This window comes from Streptomyces sp. NPDC015032, assembly GCF_043080425.1.
Classification (GTDB): domain Bacteria; phylum Actinomycetota; class Actinomycetes; order Streptomycetales; family Streptomycetaceae; genus Streptomyces.
This window is the reverse complement of record NZ_JBIBVN010000056.1, coordinates 1-23690: the sequence shown is the minus strand read 5'-3', so window position 1 is coordinate 23690 and position 23690 is coordinate 1. Positions and strand designations below refer to the sequence as shown.

The window sequence follows — 23690 nt, the reverse complement described above, 5'->3', positions numbered from 1 at the left end:
CGTGAGTCCGGCCCTGACCGTCCTGACTGCGATGTGCCGGTTCGGTGTCAGTGAGTGAGTGAGTGAGTGGTTGGTGACGGTATGTCAGATTGTTGTGTTTGTGCTGTTGGTGGTGTGTTCGGGGGATCGGGTCACTGACGCGGGGTGGTGTGTGCGGCGGGCGCGGCTGCCGTGGGGCGGTACGTGTCGTGGGAACGGCACTTCTGATCCTTCGAGGGCTGGGCGGCGGCACGGTGGTCGGTGTCGGTTTTGCGCGTCGGAAGGGTGTGGGGTGGGGGAGCCGGGCGTGTGGGGTGAGGTCACGGGTGTCCAGGCCAGCATGTCCGCTCGCGGGTCGGCGCACGACACAGCACCGGACCCTGGGCCTTCAAGAGGCCCGGGGTCCGGTCACGGCGCAGGAAAGCGGTCAGAGGCTGTCCGGGGCGGCCTGGGGGACCGTCACCGGCCTCGCCCAGTCCATGCCCAGCTCCGAGAGGGCGGCGAGCTGGTCGGCGTCCAGCCGATCCCTCCTGGACTTCGCGTTCGAAATTTATACGCCCAGCTTCACGGCCACCGGCTCCGCCTCGCCGTCGACCGTGATCTCTTCGCTGTGCCCCCTCGGCACGGGCCGGTCCACGCCTTCCCGCTCCACCCACTGTGTGAGGGCCGCCAGACCCCGCTGGAACGCCGCCTGCGCCTTGCTCGGGCCCTTCGTCGCACCAGCGCTGCCGGGGCGGGAGACGGAGCCTCAGCGGGCTGCACGCCCAGCTTGGACAGCCGCTCCTGCTGCTCGGGGAGGAGCTGCGCCCAGACACCAGGCTGCTTCTGCCGCTGAAGCCACTTGCCCAGGTCGTCGCCCTCGAACAGCACACCCGGCTGGATGGTCGGCAGGACGCCGTCGGCGTCGACCAGGCCGGCGAGGACGCGGTGGTGCCGTTGCCAGTCCAGTGGCCAAGGGCAGTCCCAGTCCGGGTCGATCTCCGTCAGCTGCGCCGCGCGCATGGCGGCCCGCTCCGGGTCCTTGCCCAGGCCGTTCTTCGCGCCCTTCCGGCGGAGGTTGGCCATGTGCTGCCCGACCGGCACCATCGATTCGCCCTCGGCCCACATGGCGCCCTGGCGCGGGGCGAGGTGTCCGGTGGCCCGCCGGTACGACCGGAGCGCGGCGAGCTTGTTCTCCCAGGCTTCCTCGCCCGGTTCCCACACCATCCCGGCCTCGGGGGCGTCCAGCAGGGTCTTGCGCCGTCAGGGGTCCGTTTCACCGGCCGAGAGCAAGGAAACGACCCCTGAAACAAAATCACCTGCGCGGATGGCGCGGCAGCGGTAAAGGGTGCGGAACTGGTGAGGTCTCACTCAGGCATCGCGTGTTGACGGGGGCTCGGCGAAGGCGCCGGCGGCTGCGGCGAGGGCGGCGGTTCTGGCCGCATGACCGGGCAGTTGAGGGTCGGGGGTCGTGCGGAGGAGCACCAGTTGGTGGTACAGCGCCGCAGTGGCGGCGATGAGCAGTCGCCGGGCGTCGGTCTGCGGCGAGAGTTCGCCGCGCCGGACGGCCCGGCTGACGATGATCTCGCAGCGGGCGTACCGGTCCTCCCAGAGCCGCTGTTGGGCGTGGGCGGCCTTCTCGGAGCGGAACGAGGCGGCGATCAGCGCTGTCACGATCGATGGCTGTGCAGTCAGGGCTGTCTGGATCTCCTGGTTCAGTGCTGCCAGGTCGCCTTCAAGTGAGCCGGTGTCCGGCGGCTGCCAGTCGTCGTCGCTCGCCGCGTCGAGAACGTCGGCGAGCAGGCCGCCGACGTCCCCCCAGCGCCGGTACACCGTGGTGCGGTGCACGCCGGCGCGGGCGGCGACGGTATCCGTGGTGAGCCCGTCATAACCGTGCTCGCCGAGCTCGGCGACGACTGCGTCGAGCACCTGCTGACGAATACGGGCGGTGCGGCCCCCGGGCCGGCGGCGGGTCGGCGGCGGACGGGTGCCTTCCGGTCCTGGGTCTGCGGGCGTCATCACTGAATACCTTTGCTCGGGGCGTCGTCGTTATGGCAGGATCTTAAAGCAGCAGTTGTCGCACTAGTGGAGTGATCGATGCTCTCCCGAAGCGTTCGCCCGGCCGCGCAACCTTCGACGGCCACCTCGTTCTCGAATGCTTTGGAGCCCCTGCATGCCTACACAGATCACTGCGCTCGCCGTCAGCAAGTCCTTCAACGGCAGGCTCGTTCTTGACTCGGTGACCTGCTCGCTCGCCGCGGGCGAGCGCACTGGGATCATCGGTGAGAACGGATCGGGCAAGACCACGTTGCTTCGACTGCTCGCCGGGCGTGAACGGCCCGATCAGGGCGAGGTCGTCGTCCAGGCCGCCGGCGGCGTCGGCTATCTCGCCCAGGGCGAGCGGCCGGATCCGCAGGCGACCGTCCAGCAGGTCATCGACCGGGCGCTGAGCGATCTGCGTGCGGTCGAGCAGCGAATGCGCCGTCTGGAGACCGCGATGGCCGACGGTGACGAGTCCGGCATGGCCGAATACGGCGAACTGCTCACGGTCTTCGAGCTGCGCGGCGGCTACGACGCCGACGCCCGAGTGGAACGTGCTCTGCATGGACTGGGCCTGGGGCTAGTGGTCCGTGACCGTACCGTGGGTAGCCTGTCCGGCGGAGAATGGGTCAGGTTACGACTGGCGGCCGTCCTGGCGGCGGTGCCGGAGGTGCTGCTGCTGGACGAGCCGACCAACCATCTCGACGACGCCGCCCTGAGCTGGCTGGAAGAGCACCTGCGCGCCCGGCGGGGCACCACCGTAGCGGTCTCGCACGACCGGGTCTTCCTCGAACGGGTTGCCACCAGCCTGCTGGAGGTGGACGCCGATACGCGTCGCGTCGTGCGGTATGGCAACGGCTACACCGGTTACCTCGCCGAGAAGGCGGCTGCCCGGCAGCGCTGGGCCCAGGCGCACGACCAGTGGCGGGCCGACATCGACCGGCTCCGTGCGGCCGCCGCGACCACCGCCCGCCAGGTGGCCCCGGGCCGTCCGATCAAGGACGGCAACAAGTTGGCCTACGACCGGGCGGGCGGCCGGGTGCAGCAATCGCTGGCCAGCCGGGTGCGCAACGCCGAGGAACGGCTGCGCCGCCTCCTCGCCGACCCGGTCCCGCCTCCGCCGGAGCCGCTGTGCTTCACCCCTGTACTGCGGGCCCGCCGCCTGCAGGGCACCGTACTCGACGCCGCCGGCATCGCCGTCACGGACCGGCTTACCCGCATGAGCCTCACCGTCACGGCGGGCGAGTGCCTGCTGATCACGGGGCCGAACGGAGCGGGCAAGAGCACCCTGCTCCGCGTCCTGACCGGGGAAGTCGCCCCCGACAGCGGGAACGTCACCTGCCGCGGCAGAATCGGCTACCTCCCCCAAGAGCCGCAACCCGGAGTACCGGACGAGACCGTACTGGACGCCTTCGCCCGTGGACGGGCGGGGGAGGCCGCCGGATATACCGAACGGCTGCTGTCCCTCGGCCTGTTTGACCGCGACCAGCTCACGGTGCCGGTCGGCCGGCTGTCCACAGGGCAGCTGCAGCGTCTCGCACTGGCGCGATTGCTCAGCGAGCCGTCAGACGTCCTGCTGCTCGACGAACCCACCAACCATCTGTCCCCCGCGCTCGGCGAGGAGCTGGAAACTGCCCTGACCGGGTACAACGGCGCCCTCGTCATCGTCAGCCATGATCGCCGGCTGCGTCGGCGCTGGTGGGGCGCCCACCTGGACATGCAGGCGATTGCGACGTCCGCCACCAGGGCCTGAGGCCCTGCAGACCCGCAGACATCCCTTCAGAAAGGAAGTAATTTGTGATGCCGCCTGTTCCCGCCGACCCGACCGTGGTGCACCCGATGCCCGAACAGCCGCGGGTGGTGCTGCTGAAACCGCTGATCACCTCGCCGCTGATCGAGGTCGGAGACTTCTCCTACTACGACGACCCCGATGACCCGACCGCCTTCGATACGCGCAACGTGCTGTACCACTACGGGCCGGAAAGGCTGGTCATCGGGAAGTTCTGCGCGCTGGGCGAGGGCGTGCGGTTCATCATGAACGGCGCCAACCACCGCATGGACGGCCCCTCGACGTTCCCCTTCCCGGTCATGGGCGGTTCCTGGGCCGAGCACTTCGACCTCATCACCGGCCTGACCGGACGGGGCGACACCGTGGTGGGCCATGACGTCTGGTTCGGATACCGGTCCATGGTGATGCCCGGCGTCCGCATCGGCCACGGAGCGATCATCGCCTCCGGCTCCGTCGTCGTCGACGACGTCCCCGACTACGGCATCGTCGGCGGCAACCCCGCCCGCCTCATCCGCCGCCGCTACAGCGACGCAGACATCAACCGCCTCCTCGCACTTGCCTGGTGGGACTGGCCTCTCCAGCGCACCACCGAACACATCCGCTCGATCATGTCCGGCAGCATCGACGACCTGGAGAACGCGGCACCCGGGCACGTGGAAAAGGCACCTCAGGACCCAACACCCCCAGCGCCACGGACCGTTGAACGAACCCGGCCCAGGACGACCTGCGCGGTGACCCGCTCCCTGTCCGCGCTCCACCATTCCAGCAGCGAGAATCGAGCTGTCAGCATGCCTGCTTCGCCCCACCACAACCCGTTCGCCGACTGGCTCCGTACCCACGCCGTCCCCCTCGACCACCTCGACCCCGAGGCGCCGCTCGACGACCTGGAGCCGCTGCGCGCCGTCATCGGCGACGCACGTGTCGTCGCGATCGGCGAAAGTTCCCACTTCATCGACGAGTTCGCATCCATGCGCGAGCGCATCCTGCGGTTCCTGGCCGAACGCTGCGGATTCACCGTCCTGGCCTTCGAGTACGGCTTCAGCGAAGGCTTCACCCTTGACGCGTGGGCCAAGGGTGAGGGGACGGACGACGACCTGTCGGCCCACCTCGCCGGGACGATCCCCGTGGGAGTCGACGAGCCGCTGCGCCGGATACGCCGGCACAACCGCACCGCCTCACCGCCGGTGCGCTTCGCAGGCATCGACATCCCGGCGGCCGGTGGATCCCTGCTTCCCGCCCTGGCCCCGGTCGCCGACTACCTACGCCGGATCGATCCCGAAACCCTGCCAGTCGTCCGGGAGGCGATGCGGATCGCCAAATCGTTCGCCGGTGGCTCCGGGGCCGTCGCCGCGCCCGCGTGGGCACGCCTGGCCACCACCGAACAGGACGCCCTCAGCGCGACCCTGACACGCCTGCTCATCCGGTTCCGCTCCGTCGAACCGCTGTACGTCTCCCGCGGCGACCAGCGCAGCTACGACATCGCCGTGCGCCGACTCGAAGGCGCCTGCCACGCCGACTACACCTTCCGCGCCATGGCCGACCTCTTCGCCGGCAAAGGGCTGACCGCCGACACCTCGGCCCGCGACGTCTACATGGCCGAGTCGGTCCTGTGGCACCTGGAACGCTTCGAACCCGGAACCCGCGTCGTGCTGGCGGCTCACAACGCCCACATCCAGAAGACACCCGTGTCCTTCAGCGGCCACCTCACGGGACTTCCCATGGGACAGCACCTGCACCGCGCGCTCGGCGACGAGTACGTCGCCCTCGCCCTGACGAGCACCACCGGACACACCGCGGACATGCCCCGCGACGAGAACACACCCTTCGGCTTCACCATCGACGCCACCGCGCTGGAGCCGCCCGAGCCGGGAAGCATCGAAGCCGCCTTCGCCGACGCCGAACTCGGGCTCAGCATCGCCGATCTCCACCAGGCACGCCCGCAGGCGGCCCATGGAAACGCCGACCTTGCCCCGGGCCCCGACCGCATCCGGATCCAAAGCGCCTACCTCCACACCCCCGTCCTCGAGGCGTTCGACGCCATCCTCCACATCCCGACCTCCACCGTGGCCGACAACCTCGAAAACCTGTGAGACCGGCCAATGACCCTGGGCGGTGAGGCCGAGAGAGCACACCCGTGCCGAGCCCGCCGCCGACTGGCCGGCGGTCCTGGACGTGCCCGGCGATGTGCTCACCGTGACCGGCCCCGGTGGAGCGCCTTTCCACACAGGCAGACTGAACAGCTCGAAGGCGTGGCGACGCCTGGCCCACCGGCGCAAGGTGTTCATCGCGACTCTTCTGACCATCGTCAACCGCTCTGGCCAGGTCGGCCTCACATGGAAGGATGAGCACATGTGGCTGCGACTGCCGTTCGGGAACGAGTTACGGGCCGAGCTGGGAACACCTAGACGCTCTCGCAGACTGGGCAGCAGCCCTCGCTCGCGTGTGTGGCGCGTCGTGTTGCCAGAAGCAACGGTGGTGGTGAAGCAGATCGTCGACGGTCCTGATGCCGGCGAGCGATACACCCGCGAGGTGACCGCCCTGCGGCTCGCCGCCCGAGGGGAAACTCCCGTGGTGCCCGCGGTGCTGGCTACCGATCCCGGCGACCGGGTCCTGGTGTTGGAGCATCTGGATCACCGGCGCCCGGCCAGCGACTGGATCGTCGACTATGCAGGCGCGTTGGCGCGGCTGCATGCCGCCGCCCGTCCGGAGGACGTTGGGGTACTTCCCAAGTGGCAAGGCCCGAACCAGGCCGATATCGATTCCTTCCTGCGGCTGGCCGTGGCTCTGGAGGTTCCTGTCGCGCCTGGCGTATTCAGTGAACTCCATGACCTCGTGAACCGGCTCGACCAGACATGTGGGCACGCCCTTCTCCACGGGGACCCCTGTCCCGGTAATGATCTCCACACCGCCACGGGGGTCAGATTCATCGACTTCGAGCAAGCGTCACTGGGCAGCGGCTTGATGGAGCTCGCCTATCTGCGCATCGGTTTTCCGACCTGCTGGTGTGTCACTTCATCTTCGGAGCCGCTGCTGGAACGGGCGGAGAGCGCATACCGCGACGCGTGGCGCACCGCGACCGGCTCCGAGGCCCTAGGTGACCTCACTGACGCGTGCGCCGGCTGGCTACTTCGCGGCGATGGGCTGGTTGAACGGGCACGCCGCGAAAGCACTGATCACCTGGCCCGGATTCCGCACCGGGACTGGACATGGGGCACCGCGACGGCCCGGCAACGGCTCGTTCACCGGCTCGGTGTCGTTGGCGAGATGACGGCCGACCACACCTCGCTTAGCGGCGTGAGCAGCCTCAGCACCGCTATGCGCCAACGAATGCTCGCTCGCTGGCCCGGGCTTCAGCCGGTTCCAACAAAGCGACCATAGCGGTCGGCTGACATCCCCAGGTTCATCGACGAGTCGCTGACACCCTGACCTGTCTCGTGCCCGGCGACATGTTGGTCAGGCGATGGTTTGTTGTTCTGCGCGGGCGCGGGGATCGCGAAGTCTTCCGCGCGGATCTACCGGATCTCGCTGACGACGTGGGGATGGATGTTCGCCGGCGAGCCGGCCTCGACCGGACCGGCCCGCCGGGGCGCGAATCCCCCGATCTTCCCGGTGGCCGCGATCGACAAGCCGGCGCTGCCGGGGTTGCTGGCGGAGCTGGCGGCGACCCGGGCGGACGAGATGGACGCCGAGACGGTCAACCGGGAGCTGTCCATCGCCCGCAAGGCGATCGGCTGGTGGCAGCGCCAGGGCTGGATCGAAGGCGATCCGACGATCGGGATCGAGCGGCGGCCGGCCCCGCCGGACCGCACCAGGGCCCTGGCCGAGAGCCAGATCGCCGCCCTGTGGCGCCTGGACGTCGCCCGAGACGCAGTGGAAGATGCTCTCCGAGTCCGCGGCCCGGGCCGACGAGGTGCTGTGCCTGAACGTGGAAGACCTGTACCCGCAGGACAAGCGCGGAAAGATCACCGCCAAGGGCGGGGCGACGGAGTGGATCCACTGGCAGTCTGGCACCGCCCAGCTGCTGCCCCGGCTTATCGCCGGCCGCACCCGCGGGCCTCTGTTCCTCACCGGCCGCAAGGCCCCGGCCGGCACGCCGTCGCTCGACGTGTGCAGGAGACCGGACGGGCCCGACTGTCCTACCCCCGGTCAACCTCTACGAGGACATGGTCACGTCGGGCCCCGCGGAAGCAGAAACACACCGTCGAACGGATCCAGAAGCGCCTGGCCGAGGAGCACGACTTCGACCTGGCGTCGTATTCCACTCTGCGTAACTACGTCCGCAAACGGCGGCCGGAGATCGTGGCAGAGGACCGTGAAGGCCGCCAGTACCTGGAGGGAATGGTGCCCCAAGCACATCTGCCCGGCGAGGAAGCCGCGGTCGACTTCGCGGACGTGTGGGTGCGGGTGGCTGGCGAGGTGGTCAAGTGCCACCTGTTCACACTGCGGCTGTCGTATTCGGGCAAAGCCGTCCACCGGGTGTTCGCCTCGCAGGCGCAGAAGTCCTTCTGGCTCCGGGAGTAGATCCATTATCGCGGTGGGTGGAGGTGCCTGTCACCGTTCTCCGGAATGATCTTTAAACCCGATATGCCCTTCTAGGGTTGAGGCAACGAGCACAACACATCGACCTGACCAGGGAGTTGAGAGTGGCGCACGACATTGCCGCACTTGCGGAGGAACTCACGGCCATGGCTGCGGCTGATCACCAGTCATCAGTCCACGCGAATAGCGACGACCCCGCCGAGCAGCTGGCGTGGCGCCGGCTGACCGCACGGCACGGTGACCGACTCAGTGAGATCATGGATGAGTACGGCTGGCCGACAGCAGAAGACGTCGGCGAGGCGGCCGCTGGCGCGGCATGGCTGATTGCCCAGCACGCCGACCGACAGCTCGACGTCCAGCGACGCGCCCTCCATCTGATGCAACAGGCCGTGTCGGCAGGCTCGGCCAGCCCACGTGACCTCGCCTTTCTTCGCGACCGCACACTGACCAACGAGGGTCGCAAGCAGATCTACGGCACTCAGATCGTCGGCGTGAAACACGGGGCACCGGTTCCGTGGCCCTGCGAAGAGCCCAAGCGCATGGACGAACTCCGCGCGGAAGTCGGCATCGAGCCCTTCGACGATTACGTTGCCAAGTTCGCCATGGCCTGACGGCCCGTTCCCAGCGGCGTCCGGCGGAACATCGCCGGGCTCATAGCTGACGCCTTACCACCGTTTGAGGCTGGGCGCGGTTCCTACCAGCGCCCCAAGTGCTGACGCGACCTGCTTCAAGAACCGAGGCCGGCGCCCCATACAGGGCGCCGGCCTCGGCCCAGTTGGGCCCGAACTGCTCTCCGCCGGCCGTGCCAATGCCCGTCCTCACCGTCCACGACAGATCGGAGAATCCGTCAGTGTGCCGTTTAACCTCGGCGTGAGGTGAGTTGAGCGAGTGACTCCGTGGGCCAGCAGAGCCATTCGAGAAGAGGGTTGGTGACCATGGTGGCGGCGCTCGGGCCTCGCCACCACCCGAGCGCTGACGACGTCCTCCGGCTCCATCGGGGCGAGCGGCGCGGTGACGGTGGTCTCGGGCATGACGGCTCCTCACGTACGGGCCGCCTCGCTGATTGTGGCGGCCTCGTACGTGATCGTGTGCGCGCGGCCCTGTGGACAGAGACCAGCGCCGGACGGGGGAGAGATCTCCTCCCCGCGCCCGACCCGACGCCGACGCGGCCTCGGGCGGCGGGATGTGGGACTGGTCACGGACAAACCGCCCAATGGTCCCTGGTCAAGGCGGAAACGGACGCTACTCGGGGGTAGCTGTCAGATCGCGGTCAAGGGGTGGCTTCGCACGGTGGCCCCGGCCCGCGCGCATCCGCGTGCGGGCCGGACCTGTCACCAATCCGGCTGCGACAGCCGGAGAATCGCGAGGATGCGATGACCACCGCCCCCACCCCGCACACTCCGCCGGCCCCGGCGGGCACCGCTGCGGCGGCGAGCCCTGCGCCGAGCCCTGTAGCGAGCCCCGCTTCCAGCCCCGCAGCTTTCGGCCTCCGCCTGAGCGTTGTTGCTGATCAGACCCCCGATTCGCCTGCCACGGCCGGTTGCAACTCCTCTTCTACCCGTACTGATGTATCTAGAGAAGCGTCCCGGGCCCGGAAGGTCGCGGCGGCGAAGGCCGGCGCGGACCTCCGTGGCGAGGTCCTGCTCACCCTCGCTCAGCTGCGCCTGGCCACACCCCGCCAGCTCAAGGAGCTGCTGCTGCCCCACCAGCAGGGCACCGATCACGTCCGTCGCGCGCTGCGCAACCTGCTGGATGAATCCCCGGCCCTGGTCGGCCGCACCCACCGTGCTCAGCAGAGCTACTGGTACTGCACCCCGGCGGGCCTCGCCGAAGCCGCCGCCTCTGGTGAGCTCGCGCCGACGGCCGGCCGGACCACCGGGAAGCGCATCGCCGCCAAGACGGGACTTCGGGAGCACGGCCTCGCCCTGGTCGACACCGTCGTCGCCTTCCACCAGGCGGAGGTCGCCGACTGCGCCGACTGGCAGGTGGAAGTTGCCCACCCCACCCCGGCCGGCTCCCTGGTGCCCGACGGCGTGGTGCTGCTGGCCGACGGTGCCAGCGCGTTCGTGGAGATCGACCGCACGATGTCCTATGCCCGCCTGGTCGCCAAGCTGGAGCGCTACGACGCCTACCGCAACGCGCCGCCGTCCGGGCGCGGGAACGCCGCCCGCGCCCCGCGCTCCCACTGGCAGGAAACCTACGCCGGTCCGTCCCTGGAGCGCCCCTTCCCGCCGCTGCTGTTCGTCTTCGCGCCGGCCCCGCGCCGTGCGGCCCCGGCCACGAGGGAGGCCGCCTTCCACGAGCGGGCCCGCCGCGTTGGGAGTGTGAACTACCGGCTCACCGTGGCGACCACGACCCTGCCCCTGCTGACCCGCGACGGGGCCGACCGGCCGGTGTGGCGGGTCGTCGGCAGGGGCCACGGCGAGGAACGCCGCGCCCTGGCCGCGCTGCCGAAGGCGCAGTGAGCGCGGCGGGCCCGGCTTCTCCAGGCCGTGCCCGCCAGCCATGCGCTGTCGGCGGGGGCGTGGTCGCGGCCCCACGGTAAGCGCCCGATTCCGTGTCCGGTCAGTCGGTCGTGGGCGGGCCGATGTGCAAGGACCTCATGGAGGAGTCCGTCCTGCGCTTCCGCACCGCCGACCCCGAGGCGATGCGCGGGCAGTTGCGCCACCTCCTGGCCGTGATGCCGCTCGCGTCCGTCTCGCTGGGGATCATCCCGTTCACCGCGCAGCGCACTGTGTGGCCGCTGGAAGCGTTCTACGTCCACGACGACACCATGGCCGTGGTGGAGACCCTGACGGCTGAGATCAAGGTCAAGCAGCCGCGCGAGCTCGCCGACTACGCCAAGGCGTTCGCAGGCCTCGCGGAGATGGCCGTCTACGGCGAGCCCGCCCGCACGCTCATCCAGGCCGCAATCGACGCCCTGGAGTGAACCTCCGCAATTCTCCGCAACTTCGTTGAGAGCGCGACCCGTAGCTGCGTAGCGTCGACGGCACCGACGGACCACCAGCCGGAGAGGCGGGGCCTCATGCGCACACACACCGACTCCACCGCCCCGGCCCCGGCGGGCCGCGGCCTCCAGTCGCCCGCCTACGGCGTCCCCTCTCCGGCCCTGCTGGCCCGCGCGGACCGCGGCTTCGCCCGGTTCCTCGGCCAGCACGACGAGGACCAGGACGACGTAGCCGGCGGCGAGGACACCCAGCGGTGACCGCCGGCCACCCGCTCACGACGCTCTTGGCAGCGAGGCCCGCCATGCACACCAGCACCCACACGGTCCTGTACGACCCCGACGGGCTGATCGAGGCGGAACTCCCGCTCGGCCGCGAGCCGTACGAGAGCCTCGTCAAGGCCGTCCTCGCGTGGACCGACGAGGACACGCTCACGACCCGCGACTACGAGCAGATCGCCCTCCAGCTCACCGGCCACGCCCGCGCAGTCGCCGCCGACGTCCGCCGCCGCGCCGACCAGCTGCCCAAGGACAGCGGACCCAAAGTGCTCGCCGACGTCGTCCTGCGCGAGGCAGAAGGCCGGCTGTCCACGACGATCGAGGGCACCGTGCGCTGCGCCCAGAACCGCGCCCGCCTCGTCCGCGCCCTCTACGAACGACTTGACCGCCTGGAGGCCGCGCCCGTCGTCAGGGCCGTCTGAGTATGACCGGTTGTCAGCCGACCCAGCCGGTCTCGCGGACCTCGATCGCCCCGGCAGGGTGGGGCATGTATTGGACCCAGCAGCGCCTCCCGAACGCCTCACGGATCTCCTCCACGGATCCGGGATCTCCGACGTCGGGCCAGGCCTGCGGTTCCATCCGCGCGACCTCCACGAGCGCCATCACCTCCCGGCGTGCCAGCACTTCGACCGCCAACTCCTCCATCACCACGCCGCACTGCATCCCGCACACCCCCGTGTGATCGACTTGAGGTAGCAGCGTACGGAGGATCCGCCGATCGCGTTCAGGCCTGTGGATAACTCCGGATCGGGCAGGCCGGGGCGTGTGCAGCGCCATTTACCGGTCAAGTACGGCGATCCCCGGTGACCGGCCTTCGCTCAACTACAGCTTCGACCTCTGCTGCCCGGTGCGGTGGGAGGTGGAGGCGCTGGAGCCGGCCGATCTCCAGCTCCTGGTCCTCGCCGCCGTCGCCCCGTACGCCGACCGCGACGTCCTCGCCCGGCAGGATTGCCCGCGAGGAAGAACAACGCCGCGCCCTGGCCGCCTTACCACCTCGGGCGTGTGGGCACCGGGGGGCTTGGGAAGGTCCCCACCAGCACGATCCAGACTGTATTGGGGAGGAACAATGGGGCTGTTCAACCGGGACCCCGAGACACCGGAACGCGCGCCGTTGCTGCTGCACGCGCCTGCTGGCGGCAAGGCGGAGTTCGACGAATCCGAATTCGTCGACGGCTACGCGGTCCTGCGATGGGAGAGCGCGGTCGGCGGTATTGGAGTGGCCTACTCGCTCCGGGACTGCAACACCAGCCCCCGGGCAGTCATCGACGCCTTAAGAAACTCGCCCAGCTCGACCAGCGAACCAGCCGGGTGGCTACCGTCCATCTCGGCCTGCCGACTTTCCGCGATGTCGCCGGTCGCACGGTCACCGCGGGCGAGCGACCAGGGGTCTGAACCGGGGCAAAGCGAAGTTCAGAGAATACGTGAACACCCTGATGCTCCAGGACATCCTCGGCGAACCGGGGTGGGCGGACCTGCTTACGCCTGCCGACCGGCGCGGCCTGACCTCGCTGTTCTGGTCCCATGTCCGGCCCTACGGTGAGGTGAACCTCGACATGGGCGCTCGTCTCAAGCTCGCCGCGGCCTCTGTACCGAGTCCCCGAGCCCCGGCCGACCATGCGGCGCGAGCCACTGTGGAGAACGAATGAACCTGCGCCTTTACCGCAACTGTGGGCGGGCCGCGCCGGCGCGGCCGTTCGGATCCGCGCAGTGTGCGACAGCCGGGTGTCTGGGCGCCGGTTCAGTGCGGGATACGGCGGCCGAGGAACGCAGCCACGTGGTCCAGGGCCAGGGCGTTCTGTGGGGCGGGCACGGCTGAGGCGAAGGAGCCGCCAACGGTGCGGGGCAGATCGCCGTATACCTCCTGAACGACGGGCAGGGCGATGCGCGCGATGTCGGGCTCCAACGCACGGTCGCGGCCGAGCGCTGCCGCGAGGTCCCAGCCATGTACGAGCAGCTCGATCAGGAGTTGCTCGACCACGCGGCGGCCGGAGGCGGGGCCGAAGGAGCGATCCAGCATGCCGGGCTGCCGGAACGCTGCGCGAGCGGTGGTGGCGGCTGCTTCGAAGGCTGCGACGTGGTCGTCGCCGAGGTGGTCTTCTGTGTGGCCGTCGGTGGGTGGTGTGTCCTGGGCCAGGCCGCCCCAGATGATGTTCTCCCACACCAGATGGTCGAGCAGATCCCGTACGGTCCAGTCTTCGCAGGGGGTCGGCAGGTTGAATTGCTCCGGCGCAGTCGCGCGCACGAGTGCGCCGACGGTGTCCTGGACGCGTATAAACGCGTCCAGGACACCGCCCGGCCAGGGGCCGGCGTCCTGCGCGTAGAGAACTTCGAGCCGAGAATCGCGTGCGCCGGGCGCGGGGTTGGCGCGCAGGGCGGTGGCCAGCCACTGTCCTTCCGCGGCGATTGAGGCGGGCGCGGGCTGACCGCCGAGGACGCACAGGAGCTGCCAGAAGCGCTCGACAGCTGGCTCGGCGTCGGCGGTGAGCTGCTCGTGCAGGAGGGAGCGGGCTTCGGCGCCGTCGGCGGTCATGCCGGGGTCGTTGTTGGCGCGGCTGGGCAGCCAGGCGGCGACGATGTCGGCGACGACCGTGTCGGCGGCAGGGGAGTCCGCTGCGATGCCGGCCTGCATCGCCTCGCGGGCGCGGGTGGTCCACAGGTCGGTGAGCACGCGCATCTCTGCCGCCGCTGTGGCGTCGGGGCCCTGCGCTGCTTGCCCCTGGCGGGCGGTGTACTGGGCCATGCGCCGCATGGCCGGGCGCAGCTCCCCTCCGGCTACCAGCTCGCCCAGCTCCAGCCATGCCTCGACCTGCTCGTCGGTGGGCTCCTCGGGGAGGTCCGCGCCGGCGGCGCGGAGCCCCTCACGGAATTGGGGCACGTCCAGATCGCCGAGGGTGTCGGTGAGGAAGTCGTGGATCAGCCTGCGGCGCTCGTCGGGGGACATGTGTGCGGTGCGGGTCATCAGAGCGAGTCCTTCTTGGGTGGTGTGATGGGTGACGTTGCGCAGGACGGCTTGGTGGGTCCGTAGCCGGCGGATTTGCGCCTCTAGGGCCTTGACGTGCGCGGCGGCCACGTCCGCGAGCCCGCTCTCGCGGTCCAGAGCGGCCCGGATCTCACCGAGGCTCAGCCCCAGGTCCCGCAGCGTCCGGGCCATCTGCAGCCGGGCGATACCGCCTGTGTCGTAGCGGCGGTATCCGCCAGCGGTCCGTCCCACCGGTGCCACGACACCCGCATCCGACCAGTGCCGGACCACCTTCACCGGCAGCCCGGTCTGCCGTGCCACGGCCCCGATGCTCCACGTAGGCCGCGACGCGTCTTCCATGCGCATGTGCTCCACCTTTGACTCTCCCTTCGTGGGAGAGTCAAGCAGCCTCATGAAACCGCCGCAGTAAATGCCGGATTTACTGCGGCAGAGCCCCTACCGTGACCATCGCGACCTGCGGCGGACCCTCCGGCCGCCACAGGCGAGGTGTACGCATTTACTGCGGCAGGACCGGAAGGGCGGGGCGGGCATGGCGATCGAACTGTCAGCTTCCGGAGTCGGCTGCGCGGATGGCCGGAGTCGGCTGCACTCACTCGCGAGGCGTTGTCACGTTGGTGGGGGTGTTGATCGGTTGAGGGCGCGTCAGGGCGTGTGGGGGTTGGGCGGGGGCCTGGGTCACGCTGCGGTGGGCGGGGTGGTGGCGCCGGTGATCTGATCCCAGATCACGAAGCGGACGGCATCACCTCGCGGTGGGCCGCGCCGTAGGAACGGAGCTTGTCCGTGACGATCACCCTCGGCACGGCCCCGATTCCTTTGAGGAGCCGACGGAAGAAGCGCCTGGCCGCGGCCTTGTTGCGCCGGTTCTGGACGAGGATGTCCAGCACGTTGCCGTCCTGGTCGGCTGCGCGCCAGAGGTACTTCTGCTCGCCGTTGATCGTGATGAAGACCTCGTCGAGCTGCCACTTGTCGCCGGGGCGGGGACATCGGCGGCGCATCGCGTTGGCGTAGGGCTGACCGAACTTCAGACACCACCAGCGGATCGTCTCGTAGGACACGATGACGCCGCGCTGCAGCATCAGCTCCTCCACCTCACGGAATGACAACGGGAAGCGAAAGTACAGCCACACGCAGTGGGACATCACCTCGACCGGGTACCGGTGCCCCTTGTACGACGGCGGCGTACTGCCCACGGACAACCCCCTCCACCGTGATCAACCCGGAGATCATCCCACCCGGTCAGCCAACGTGACAGTGCCCCTGCGCCTCCCGGCCGATGTCGTGCATCGAGTGGAATCCACCGTCCGGGCATCAGATTCGGTGGCGAACACCCGGTGCGGTCCGCTCCGCACGGTGTCGTCCACTCCCGGGCCGATGGTGCGCATCACGGCGCACGCGCCCCACACCGATCGGACGGTCATCGGCCCTGCCGCGAATGAGTCCGGCCGCGCATCCGCCCCGCGCGGGACCATGGCGACGAGGTATACGACCGCGTGGCGGGCGGCGTGTGGGACGCTCGGCCGGATCCGCCGCGGTCGGACAACCCCGCCGAAAGGATGAGACGTTACTCGCCCATCGGACGGGAACCGGCCATCCGGCGGATGCGCGGCGGTCGGCGCCCCGCCGAGAGTGGGGCCATGGACGACGAAAGCTCCCTGGCCACCTCCGGTGCCCGCCCCGTCGGACGCCCTCGCCACCGGCGCCGCCGTCCGGTGCCCACGAGCGCGGGCGTACTCGGCGCGGCCCTGCTCATGGCTATGTCCGGAACGTTTCCGGGGCGTCCGGCGCACGCCGCGCCGCTCGGACTGGTCATCCGGGCGGACACGAACCGGGACGGCCGGGTCACCACCGACGACGACCCCGGCAAGGACATGTGGACCCGCGGCCGCGGTGCGCTGATGCTGCCCAACGTGGACGACGACCAGCGGCGCTGCCCCACCGCAGGCCCCACTGGCGCGCGGTTGCCCGATGACCGCCTCGCGGCCTGCAACGACGCCGCGAACTCCGTCATCGACGGCGCGGCCGACCTGGCCGACCTCGCCCCCGTGCGCATCACCGCCGACCCGCGCGCCGAGGCCGGGACCACCGCCACCGTCACCGCCGACCCGGCCTCCCGGGACCACGTCCGAATCTTCGCCGAGCGCCGTGGCCGTATGGTCCTGCTGGGGCCCGGCGACCGACTGACCACCGGCGAGCTGCGCCACGGCGTCGCGCTGGGCGTCGAGGCACGGGACTTCGTACGCGACCCCGAGCAGTGGGCGGGCTTCACCGACCTCGTCCTGAAGGTCGATCGTGGTGGCGCCACCACCGAGGACCGAGTACGGCTCCGGGTTGCGCCGCTGGTGTTCGAGCACGACCTGATGCCGATACGAAGCCTGATGACGGCCGACCACACCACCGGGCCGGCCGAGGTGGAGCGCGGCAAGCGCTACGACCCCGCCGCACAGCCACGGCCCGTACAACCCGGAGAGGCTGCGTTCCGCCGCGACCTGCGACGCGGCCTCGACCGGGCCGGGCTGCCCGCCCCTCTGTACAACTACCCCACGGGCGGCGACATCTGGATGCAGGACCTGTTCAAAACCGCCTACGCCTCCATCCCCGCTCCCGGCGGCCGGGAGCACCGCGTCACTGTCGTCGTGCGGTCCGCGGACGTGATGCCGGGCACGGCCACACGCGAGTTCCCCCTGAGGGACGCTTCACGGAGTGCCTTCCCACTGCTGCGCGGCCCTGGTACGGGAGTGATCCAGCAGTACGACCCCCGGCGGGTTGGCAGCGACGACAGCCAGTACTACGGTTCCTTCAGCTCCACCGGAAACTTCGGTACCCTCCCGCCGTACACCTGGCGTGGCCGCCGCTACCCGGTCGGGCGGGTCATCTACGGCGGGACCGGGGGCCAGGAATCCCCCGACCCGTCCTTCACCCGGATGCTCGCCGCGCAGGGTTATCAGCGGCCTGTGGCAGTGGACACCAGCTGGCTGGGGGTCGGCCACATCGACGAGTTCCTGTCCTTCGTCCCGGCCCGGAACGCCCGGGGCTGGGTGGCGGTCGTCGCCGACCCCGTCCTCGGCCGGAACCTGCTGAGCGACCTCGCGAAGCGCGGAGGGGGCGGTCGGGCGCTGGTACGCGGGGTCGCCGCGAAGGACACCGAGGACCCCGGTCTCACGGTCGCCGACGCGCTACGCAAGCCGTCCCTGACCCGTGGCACCGAGATCGCCGGGCGGGGCATCGAGGCCGCCCTGCGCACCCTGCGCGATCAGGCCGGGCTGACGGACCGTGACATCGTGCGTGTCCCGGCCCTCTTCAACAGCCTTGATGTGCCCGCCGAGTATCCGCGCCGGGACCTGGTCGCCAACTACCTGCCCGGCGCGGCCAACGGTGTCAGCACCGGCACCGGGGTCTATCTGGCGCCGCGCCAGCACGCCCCGGAGGCGGGCGGCCGGGACGTCTTCGAGCAGGCTGCCGAGAAGGCCCTGAGCCGGACCGGCACCCGCATCTCCTGGGTGGAGGACTGGGCCTACTCGCACCACCGGGGCACCGTCGGCGGCGAGGTGCACTGCGCGACCAACGCGCTGCGGAGTCTCTCCGGAACCCGGCCGTGGTGGACCGAGCGGGACTGAGCCGGGCCGTAGCGGACCGAGCGGGACCGACCCCGGTCCCGGGCCGCCACCCGGATTCACCGCCCCGTCTCATAGGGTCGGTGATCATGAGCGACCGGTACCTGCCCCAGCTGCGCGTGCTCGGCGGCCTTCTGTTCCTCGGTGTGGCCGCTGCCGCCTGGACAACCGGGCCTGCCACGGGCGTCACGATCGTCGCCGTGGGACTGCTGACGACCGGTGCGGCGCTGGCGGCGGCGGCCCGTCTGCCCCGGCGCCGGTCGGCCCGTCGGTGGTTGGGGCCCGCCGCCGCCGTCGGCTCCGGGGCGGTGACGGCGTGCTACCGAGGGCCGGTCGTCAACGCCACGGGCTGGTGGTGGGTGCTGGAGACACTCGCGCTGCTCGCGCTCCTGGTGCCGACGGCGCGTCGGATGAGCGGAACGGCCAGGGCGATCGCGTACACCGCCGTGCAGGGTGGGGCGATCGGGGCGCTGCCCCTGCGTATCGGCCCGCATCTGACCCCGCCCTCGGGGCCGACGGAGACCGCGGTGCTGTGCCTGCTCTGGTCGCTGCTGGCGGCGGGTGCCGTCGCGTTGGGCGGCTATCTGCGCGTCCAGGACTCCAGGAGACGTCGGGCCCTCGCGGAGCAGCGTCGCGACCAGCGTCTCGAAGTCGCCCGTGATCTGCACGATTTCGCGGCGCACGACGTCATGGGAGTGGTGGTGCTCGTCCAAGCGGCCCGGCTCCTGGCACGGCAGGACCCTGCGCGGGCCGTGGAGTTGTTGCCGCGGATCGAAGAAGCGGGCCTGCAGGCGCTGGCCGCGATGGACCGTACGGTATGGACGCTCAACACAGACGGGGGCCAGGACGGAGGCCGGGGCCGGGATGCGGCGGTGCCGAGCAGTGTCCCCGCCCCGCCTGCCGGGCGGCCCCCCGGCGCGGAGGACTCCGACCGCTTGGGGGATCGGCGGCGTGACCTGGGTGAACTGACCGAGTTGGCAGCCCGGTTCACCCGCACCGGCACAGTTCAGGCCCGTCTCGACGTGACCAGCGACGCGCTGGAGGGGTTGCCCGGGGAGGTCAGCGCGACCGGCTACCGGATCGTGGTGGAATCCCTCACCAACATCCGCCGCCACGCGTCCGCCGCCGCGGTCGTCGACATCACCGCCCGGCGGGTGCCATACCGGGTCGGCACGGCTCTCCGTATCACCGTCACGGACACGGCCGAGGCCGGAGCCGCCCCACGGGCGTCCCTGCCTCCGGATCGCGCGCGGGGCGGCCTCGGACTGTCCGGGCTCACCGACCGGGCCGAAGCTCTCGGCGGCTCGCTGACTGCGGGGCCGCACGGGACCGCGGGCTGGCAGGTCACAGCCACTCTTCCGCTGCCCGCCGGTGCTTCACCGGCGGCGGACCCGCACGCGCGAACGAGCCCCGCGCGAGGCGTGACTCCCGAGGAGACCGTCGTATGACCACCTCCGGCACCATCCGGATTCTGCTGGCGGACGATCAGGAAGCCATCCGCGCCGGCTTCCGCCTCGTCCTCGATGCCCAACCCGACATGCGGGTGATCGCCGAGGCGGCGGACGGCGTCACCGCGCTCCATGATGCCCGCCGCCTGCGTCCCGACGTACTGCTGGCGGATATCCGGATGCCGGGCCTGGACGGTCTCGAACTGACCCGGCGGCTCGCGGGCCCCGAGGCGGACCCGCCCGTCAGGGTCGTCGTGGTCACCACCTTCGACCTCGACGCGTACGTACACGCCGCGCTCCGAGGCGGAGCCTCGGGCTTCCTGCTGAAACGCTCCGGACCGACGCTTCTGGTCGAGGCGGTGCGTGCGGCGATGTCCGGCGACGCGCTCATCAGCCCGCAGATCACCGCACGCATGCTGCACCGGCTCGTCCCCCCAGTCGACCGGAACGGGAACCCGCCCGTCGAGCCGCTGACCTCGCGCGAGGAGGAGGTCGCGGTGCTGGTCGCCGGGGGCCTGTCGAACGTGGACATCGGCGGGGAGCTGTTCATCTCACTCGCCACCGTCAAGTCCCACGTGGCCAACCTCCAGCGCAAGCTGGTCGTCCGCAATCGGGTCGGCATCGCGGCCTGGGCCTGGCAGTCCGGCCTGGCCTCGGCCGATCAGATCTGAGGGCGGATCCCCCAGCGGCCGACGTACCGCCCGCCGCCCGCCCCGGGAGGCAACCGTGCTGGTCACTGCCACTCGCTGGTGGCTGCCGTGCCCCGTCCCGAGCACTCTGGAACCGCGTCGCCGTCGCAGTCGCGGGCCCGTAAGACGACATCGAGCGGGTCACCCACATCCACATCGGCATCCCGACCCCGTACCGGCCGGCTGCACGCGGGCTGGCCACCTTCGGACCCGCGGTTCCTCTTCCGCGCGGCAGCGAGCTCGGCCTCCGCCGACTCCGGGGACTGGGCCGGCGTAGCCGTACGTGTCGTGGCGCGCACCCGGCTCGAGCTCTTCCGCTGGGTGACGTACTACAACCTCCGCCGCCGCCACTCCGCGCTCGGCTATCTCACACCGGCCGAGTTCGAACAACGACTGATCACGTCACGTACGCTGTCACTCGTCGCATGAAACCCGGTGTCCACTCCCTGGGATCAACCTCAGGGAAAACGCCGTCAGGGTCGGGCCACACGGCCTGCCAATACGGCACGGCGATCTCCTCGCCGTACACCGCCCGCAGCATTGCGAAGGGCTCCAGGGACTCGACCGGCCGCATGAGCAGCTGGACACCGTCCTCAAGAAGCCCGTCCAGCACCTCGCCGGCAACCGGATCAGACGATCCGGAAAATCGCTCGACGACGGAGCGCAGCACGCCCTTCGCCACCCTGCCGTCCAGGCCGACCATCACGAACTCGTACCCCAGAGACTCGTGCAGGCCGATGGTGTAGCAAAAGGTGGCAGAGCCCTCGCGAGCACCAACCCGCTGGATGACGAACCCATGCTCCGCAATAGCACTCCGAAGCCGGACAGCGTACCCCGCCAGGAAATCAGTGGGACACACGGGACAGTCCTTTTCCTCGCAAGAATCGTGAGGACGCCCCTTGGGCAGTACCTTCGCTGCGACATCGGGCGTGAAATCTAGATCTCGAACGACCAGTTGAGCCCGGATCCACCGGCTTGATTGTGGTGTGATCGGTTCGGGGTCGTGCAGGGCGTGTGGGGGCTGAGTTGCGGATTCGGGCGTGGGGTGGCCGCTGGTCTGCCCAGCCTTTCCACTTTTCCGCAGGTCTCGGGCCCTTTCGGGCGGGTCGGTCAGGGAGTGTCAGAGGGCTGGTGGCGCGTGCACGATGCTGAAGAGCTGAGTGAAGTCCGTGCTCCAGGGCCAGCGTTCGGGCAGGTGCAGGGTGAGGCGGCGGGCCGAGCGGGCCAGGCGGGCGGGCACGTTGATCAGGTGGTCACGGATGGTGGCGGTGGTCGCTCTGGCATGGAACGTGCCGGCCAGTGCGCCGGAGGCGCGGGTCAGGTTGTGCGCCAGGGCTGCCAGGGCGAGCCACGCGGCATTGGCCTGGAAATGCCCGGAGGGCGCGTGGGCGAAGGCGCTGTTCTTGACATCCGCGATCACCTGCTCGACGACAGCGTGCCGTCGGTGATCACGCTCGGCATCGTTCAAGGAGAGCGGGGAGTCGGTGAACGCGGCGTGGTAGCGCCAGGTGTCGAAGAGCGTGCCCTGTCCGGCGGGGACGGCGTCGGTGGTCAGGCGTTTGACGCGGCGCACGATCAGACGGGCGGTGACCTGCTGCTTCTTCGGCTTGGAAGTGAAGGCGGTGTAGCCGGTCTCGGCTATCTCGGCGTCGGAGATCCAGCACTGGCCCTCCTCGTCCCAGACCGCCTTGGGGTACTTGATCGGCGTCCAGGCGTCCTCATCGATGCGGGCGATGGCGGCCTTGACGGAAGCGTTCATCCGCACGGTGATGGAGAACCGCGCGCCGAGCGCCCGGCAGGAGTTGACGACATCGGCGCCGTAGAACGCTGAGTCCGCGCGCATCACCATGAGGCCACTGGCGCCGCAGGCGCGGGCGGTGCGGATGGTCTCGGCGACGAACGCTGCAGCCCCGCGTGCGGAGTTCGATGGTCCCTTGCGCAGCCTCGTGGCGGCGATCACCGGGGCGGCCAGGGGTGTGGAGAGGATGCCGAGCAGCGCGTTCAGGCCCTTGACCTTGCTGTATCCGTAACCGGCGCCTTGCTTGGCGTAGCCGTGGGTGCGGGGGATGGTGTCATCGATGTCCACGTAGGCGACCTGGTCCGCGTCGGGCAGCAGCGGGGCGTGACGGGCCAGTTCGGGAAGGAACCGGCGGGCCACAGCGTGCAGTTGCTTCACGTGCCCGTGCGTGAAGGAACGCAGGAACGACCCCAGCGTGGACGGGGCCCGCACACCGGAGAACAGGCGGCCCATTGCGCCGTGCCGTAGCCGGTGCATGTCATCGATGCTGTCGGCGCCCGCGATCATGCCGCCCACCAGCGACATCACTTTCGCCGCGGGGAAGGCACCGGTGCCGTCCTTCGAGGCCGGCAGACGGATGTACTCCCCGACCAGTGCGGGCAGACCGCACCGCTCGGCCAACCGCACCACCGGCTCCAGCCCGCCGTACGCGATCAGGTTCGGGTCATCGAACGCGGATGAGACCGCCGCTGCGGCATGGGAAGATTGCATCTCGGAAGTGCCTTGCTGATCGTGCCTGATGTGGTCCTAGAGAAACCCCATCATCGCAGGTCACAAGGCACTTCTTCGTTCCCCGACAAACTGTCCACAGACATCAAGCCGGTGGATCCGGGCTCAGTTCACCGCGAGGAAGTGCAGCGGGAGCTGAGACAGGACCTCGGTGAAGCGGCGTGAGACAGCCGGAGAATGCGCAGGTCACGGCGTCGCCCTATGAAGCGGAGCGCGAGATCCTACATGTTGCGCCTGAAGTATCGTATTTAAGTTTCTACTTTGTTTTTGCGTCGGGTGGGGTGATCTTGGCGAGGTAGTCGGCGAGGGATTTCAGGATCTCGTCGGCAGTCTTGGTCCAGGTGAAGGGCCTGGGGTTCTCGTTCCAGGTGGCGATCCATGCCTTGATGTCGTCCTCCAGGGCCTTGACGGAGGTGTGGACACCGCGGCGGATGAGTTTGTCGGTGAGCAGGCCGAACCAGCGCTCGACTTGGTTGATCCAGGAGGAGCCGGTCGGGGTGAAGTGGACGTGGAAGCGTGGGTGCTTGGCGAGCCAAGCTCTGATCTCAGGGGTGTTGTGGGTGGCGTAGTTGTCACACACGACGTGGACATCGAGCTCGCGCGGTACGGCCTTGTCTATCGTGACCAGGAACTTCTTGAACTCCACCGCGCGGTGGCGGCGGTGGAGTTGGCTGATCACGGTGCCGTCGGCGATGTTGAAAGCGGCGAACAGGCTGGTGATGCCGTGCCGCAGGTAGTCGTGGGTACGCCGCTCGGGCATGCCCGGCATCATCGGCTGGGAGCGGTCCAGTGCCTGGATCTGTTGGGTCGGGGACGGGACGCTTTGCGGCCTTCCGGCCGTAGGTCTTCCCGTCCCCGCCCGCCGAACCCGCCGTGCGGGTCATCC

General features: G+C 69.8%; 17 protein-coding genes and 6 pseudogenes. 15 read left to right on the top strand and 8 right to left on the bottom strand.

What is annotated here, in order from left to right:
* Positions 1–406 precede the first annotated feature (406 nt).
* Positions 407–1221 (bottom strand): annotated as a pseudogene (locus ACF08M_RS38295) (helicase associated domain-containing protein); the annotation flags it as partial.
* A 108-nt stretch (positions 1222–1329) separates the two neighbouring features.
* Positions 1330–1977, bottom strand: coding sequence for a TetR/AcrR family transcriptional regulator (locus ACF08M_RS38290; protein WP_392189918.1), 648 nt, complete (start codon positions 1975–1977; stop codon positions 1330–1332).
* Between the two features lie 154 nt (positions 1978–2131).
* Here ACF08M_RS38290 and abc-f point away from each other — a divergent pair, with 154 nt between their 5' ends.
* From abc-f to ACF08M_RS38240, 10 genes and pseudogenes are all read left to right on the top strand, one after another.
* Positions 2132–3751, top strand: a complete 1620-nt coding sequence (gene abc-f, locus ACF08M_RS38285) for a ribosomal protection-like ABC-F family protein (RefSeq protein WP_392189917.1) — start codon at positions 2132–2134, stop codon at positions 3749–3751.
* A 47-nt stretch (positions 3752–3798) separates the two neighbouring features.
* Positions 3799–4431 (top strand): annotated as a pseudogene (locus tag ACF08M_RS38280) (CatB-related O-acetyltransferase); the annotation flags it as partial.
* 144 nt (positions 4432–4575) lie between these two features.
* Positions 4576–5877 carry an erythromycin esterase family protein gene (locus ACF08M_RS38275; protein WP_392189928.1) on the top strand — a complete coding sequence of 434 codons (1302 nt, stop codon included), beginning with the start codon at positions 4576–4578 and terminating at the stop codon, positions 5875–5877.
* Positions 5878–6136: 259 nt separating this feature from the next.
* Positions 6137–7165: a phosphotransferase family protein gene (locus tag ACF08M_RS38270; RefSeq protein WP_392189927.1), complete on the top strand. Its 1029-nt coding sequence runs from the start codon at positions 6137–6139 to the stop codon at positions 7163–7165.
* Positions 7166–7252: 87 nt separating this feature from the next.
* Positions 7253–8308, top strand: a complete 1056-nt coding sequence (locus ACF08M_RS38265) for a hypothetical protein (protein ID WP_392189916.1) — start codon at positions 7253–7255, stop codon at positions 8306–8308.
* Between the two features lie 122 nt (positions 8309–8430).
* Positions 8431–8937 (top strand): DUF6624 domain-containing protein, encoded by a 507-nt coding sequence (locus ACF08M_RS38260; protein ID WP_392189915.1) that lies wholly within the window; start codon positions 8431–8433, stop codon positions 8935–8937.
* A 762-nt stretch (positions 8938–9699) separates the two neighbouring features.
* Positions 9700–10791, top strand: coding sequence for a replication-relaxation family protein (locus tag ACF08M_RS38255; protein ID WP_392189914.1), 1092 nt, complete (start codon positions 9700–9702; stop codon positions 10789–10791).
* 131 nt (positions 10792–10922) lie between these two features.
* Positions 10923–11255, top strand: a pseudogene (locus ACF08M_RS38250) (Scr1 family TA system antitoxin-like transcriptional regulator); the annotation flags it as partial.
* A gap of 96 nt (positions 11256–11351) precedes the next feature.
* Positions 11352–11531: a hypothetical protein gene (locus tag ACF08M_RS38245; RefSeq protein ID WP_392189913.1), complete on the top strand. Its 180-nt coding sequence runs from the start codon at positions 11352–11354 to the stop codon at positions 11529–11531.
* Between the two features lie 44 nt (positions 11532–11575).
* Positions 11576–11971, top strand: a complete 396-nt coding sequence (locus ACF08M_RS38240; RefSeq protein WP_392189912.1) for a DUF6415 family natural product biosynthesis protein — start codon at positions 11576–11578, stop codon at positions 11969–11971.
* Positions 11972–11984: 13 nt separating this feature from the next.
* Here ACF08M_RS38240 and ACF08M_RS38235 read toward each other — a convergent pair whose 3' ends face one another.
* Positions 11985–12212, bottom strand: a complete 228-nt coding sequence (locus ACF08M_RS38235; protein ID WP_392189911.1) for a hypothetical protein — start codon at positions 12210–12212, stop codon at positions 11985–11987.
* A 758-nt stretch (positions 12213–12970) separates the two neighbouring features.
* Between ACF08M_RS38235 and ACF08M_RS38230 the strand changes: the two genes are divergently transcribed.
* Positions 12971–13195, top strand: a complete 225-nt coding sequence (locus ACF08M_RS38230; RefSeq protein ID WP_392189910.1) for a hypothetical protein — start codon at positions 12971–12973, stop codon at positions 13193–13195.
* 92 nt (positions 13196–13287) lie between these two features.
* Here the strand turns inward: ACF08M_RS38230 and ACF08M_RS38225 are convergent, their stop codons facing one another.
* Together ACF08M_RS38225 and ACF08M_RS38220 are read right to left on the bottom strand one after the other, a co-directional pair.
* Positions 13288–14829 (bottom strand): TIGR03086 family metal-binding protein, encoded by a 1542-nt coding sequence (locus ACF08M_RS38225; RefSeq protein WP_392189909.1) that lies wholly within the window; start codon positions 14827–14829, stop codon positions 13288–13290.
* A gap of 431 nt (positions 14830–15260) precedes the next feature.
* Positions 15261–15719, bottom strand: a pseudogene (locus ACF08M_RS38220) (IS6 family transposase); the annotation flags it as partial.
* Between the two features lie 444 nt (positions 15720–16163).
* On the opposite strand from ACF08M_RS38220, the gene ACF08M_RS38215 reads away from it, so the two are divergent.
* The 4 genes and pseudogenes from ACF08M_RS38215 to ACF08M_RS38200 form a co-directional block, all read left to right on the top strand.
* Complete coding sequence (locus ACF08M_RS38215; protein ID WP_392189908.1) at positions 16164–18143, top strand: protein-arginine deiminase family protein; 1980 nt, start codon at positions 16164–16166, stop codon at positions 18141–18143.
* An 86-nt stretch (positions 18144–18229) separates the two neighbouring features.
* Positions 18230–19588 carry a sensor histidine kinase gene (locus ACF08M_RS38210; RefSeq protein WP_392189907.1) on the top strand — a complete coding sequence of 453 codons (1359 nt, stop codon included), beginning with the start codon at positions 18230–18232 and terminating at the stop codon, positions 19586–19588.
* Positions 19585–20259: a response regulator gene (locus tag ACF08M_RS38205; protein ID WP_392189906.1), complete on the top strand. Its 675-nt coding sequence runs from the start codon at positions 19585–19587 to the stop codon at positions 20257–20259. Before ACF08M_RS38210 ends, ACF08M_RS38205 begins: the two co-directional genes overlap by 4 nt.
* Positions 20260–20568: 309 nt before the next feature.
* Positions 20569–20706, top strand: a pseudogene (locus ACF08M_RS38200) (integrase core domain-containing protein); the annotation flags it as partial.
* Here the strand turns inward: ACF08M_RS38200 and ACF08M_RS38195 are convergent.
* From ACF08M_RS38195 to ACF08M_RS38185, 3 genes and pseudogenes are all read right to left on the bottom strand, one after another.
* Positions 20675–21136: a DUF4262 domain-containing protein gene (locus ACF08M_RS38195; protein ID WP_392189905.1), complete on the bottom strand. Its 462-nt coding sequence runs from the start codon at positions 21134–21136 to the stop codon at positions 20675–20677. The pseudogene ACF08M_RS38200 and the gene ACF08M_RS38195 sit on opposite strands and share 32 nt — an antisense overlap.
* Before the next feature lie 261 nt (positions 21137–21397).
* Positions 21398–22786 carry an IS1380 family transposase gene (locus ACF08M_RS38190; RefSeq protein WP_392189904.1) on the bottom strand — a complete coding sequence of 463 codons (1389 nt, stop codon included), beginning with the start codon at positions 22784–22786 and terminating at the stop codon, positions 21398–21400.
* A 274-nt stretch (positions 22787–23060) separates the two neighbouring features.
* A pseudogene (locus ACF08M_RS38185) lies at positions 23061–23606 on the bottom strand (IS630 family transposase); the annotation flags it as partial.
* Positions 23607–23690: the final 84 nt, after the last annotated feature.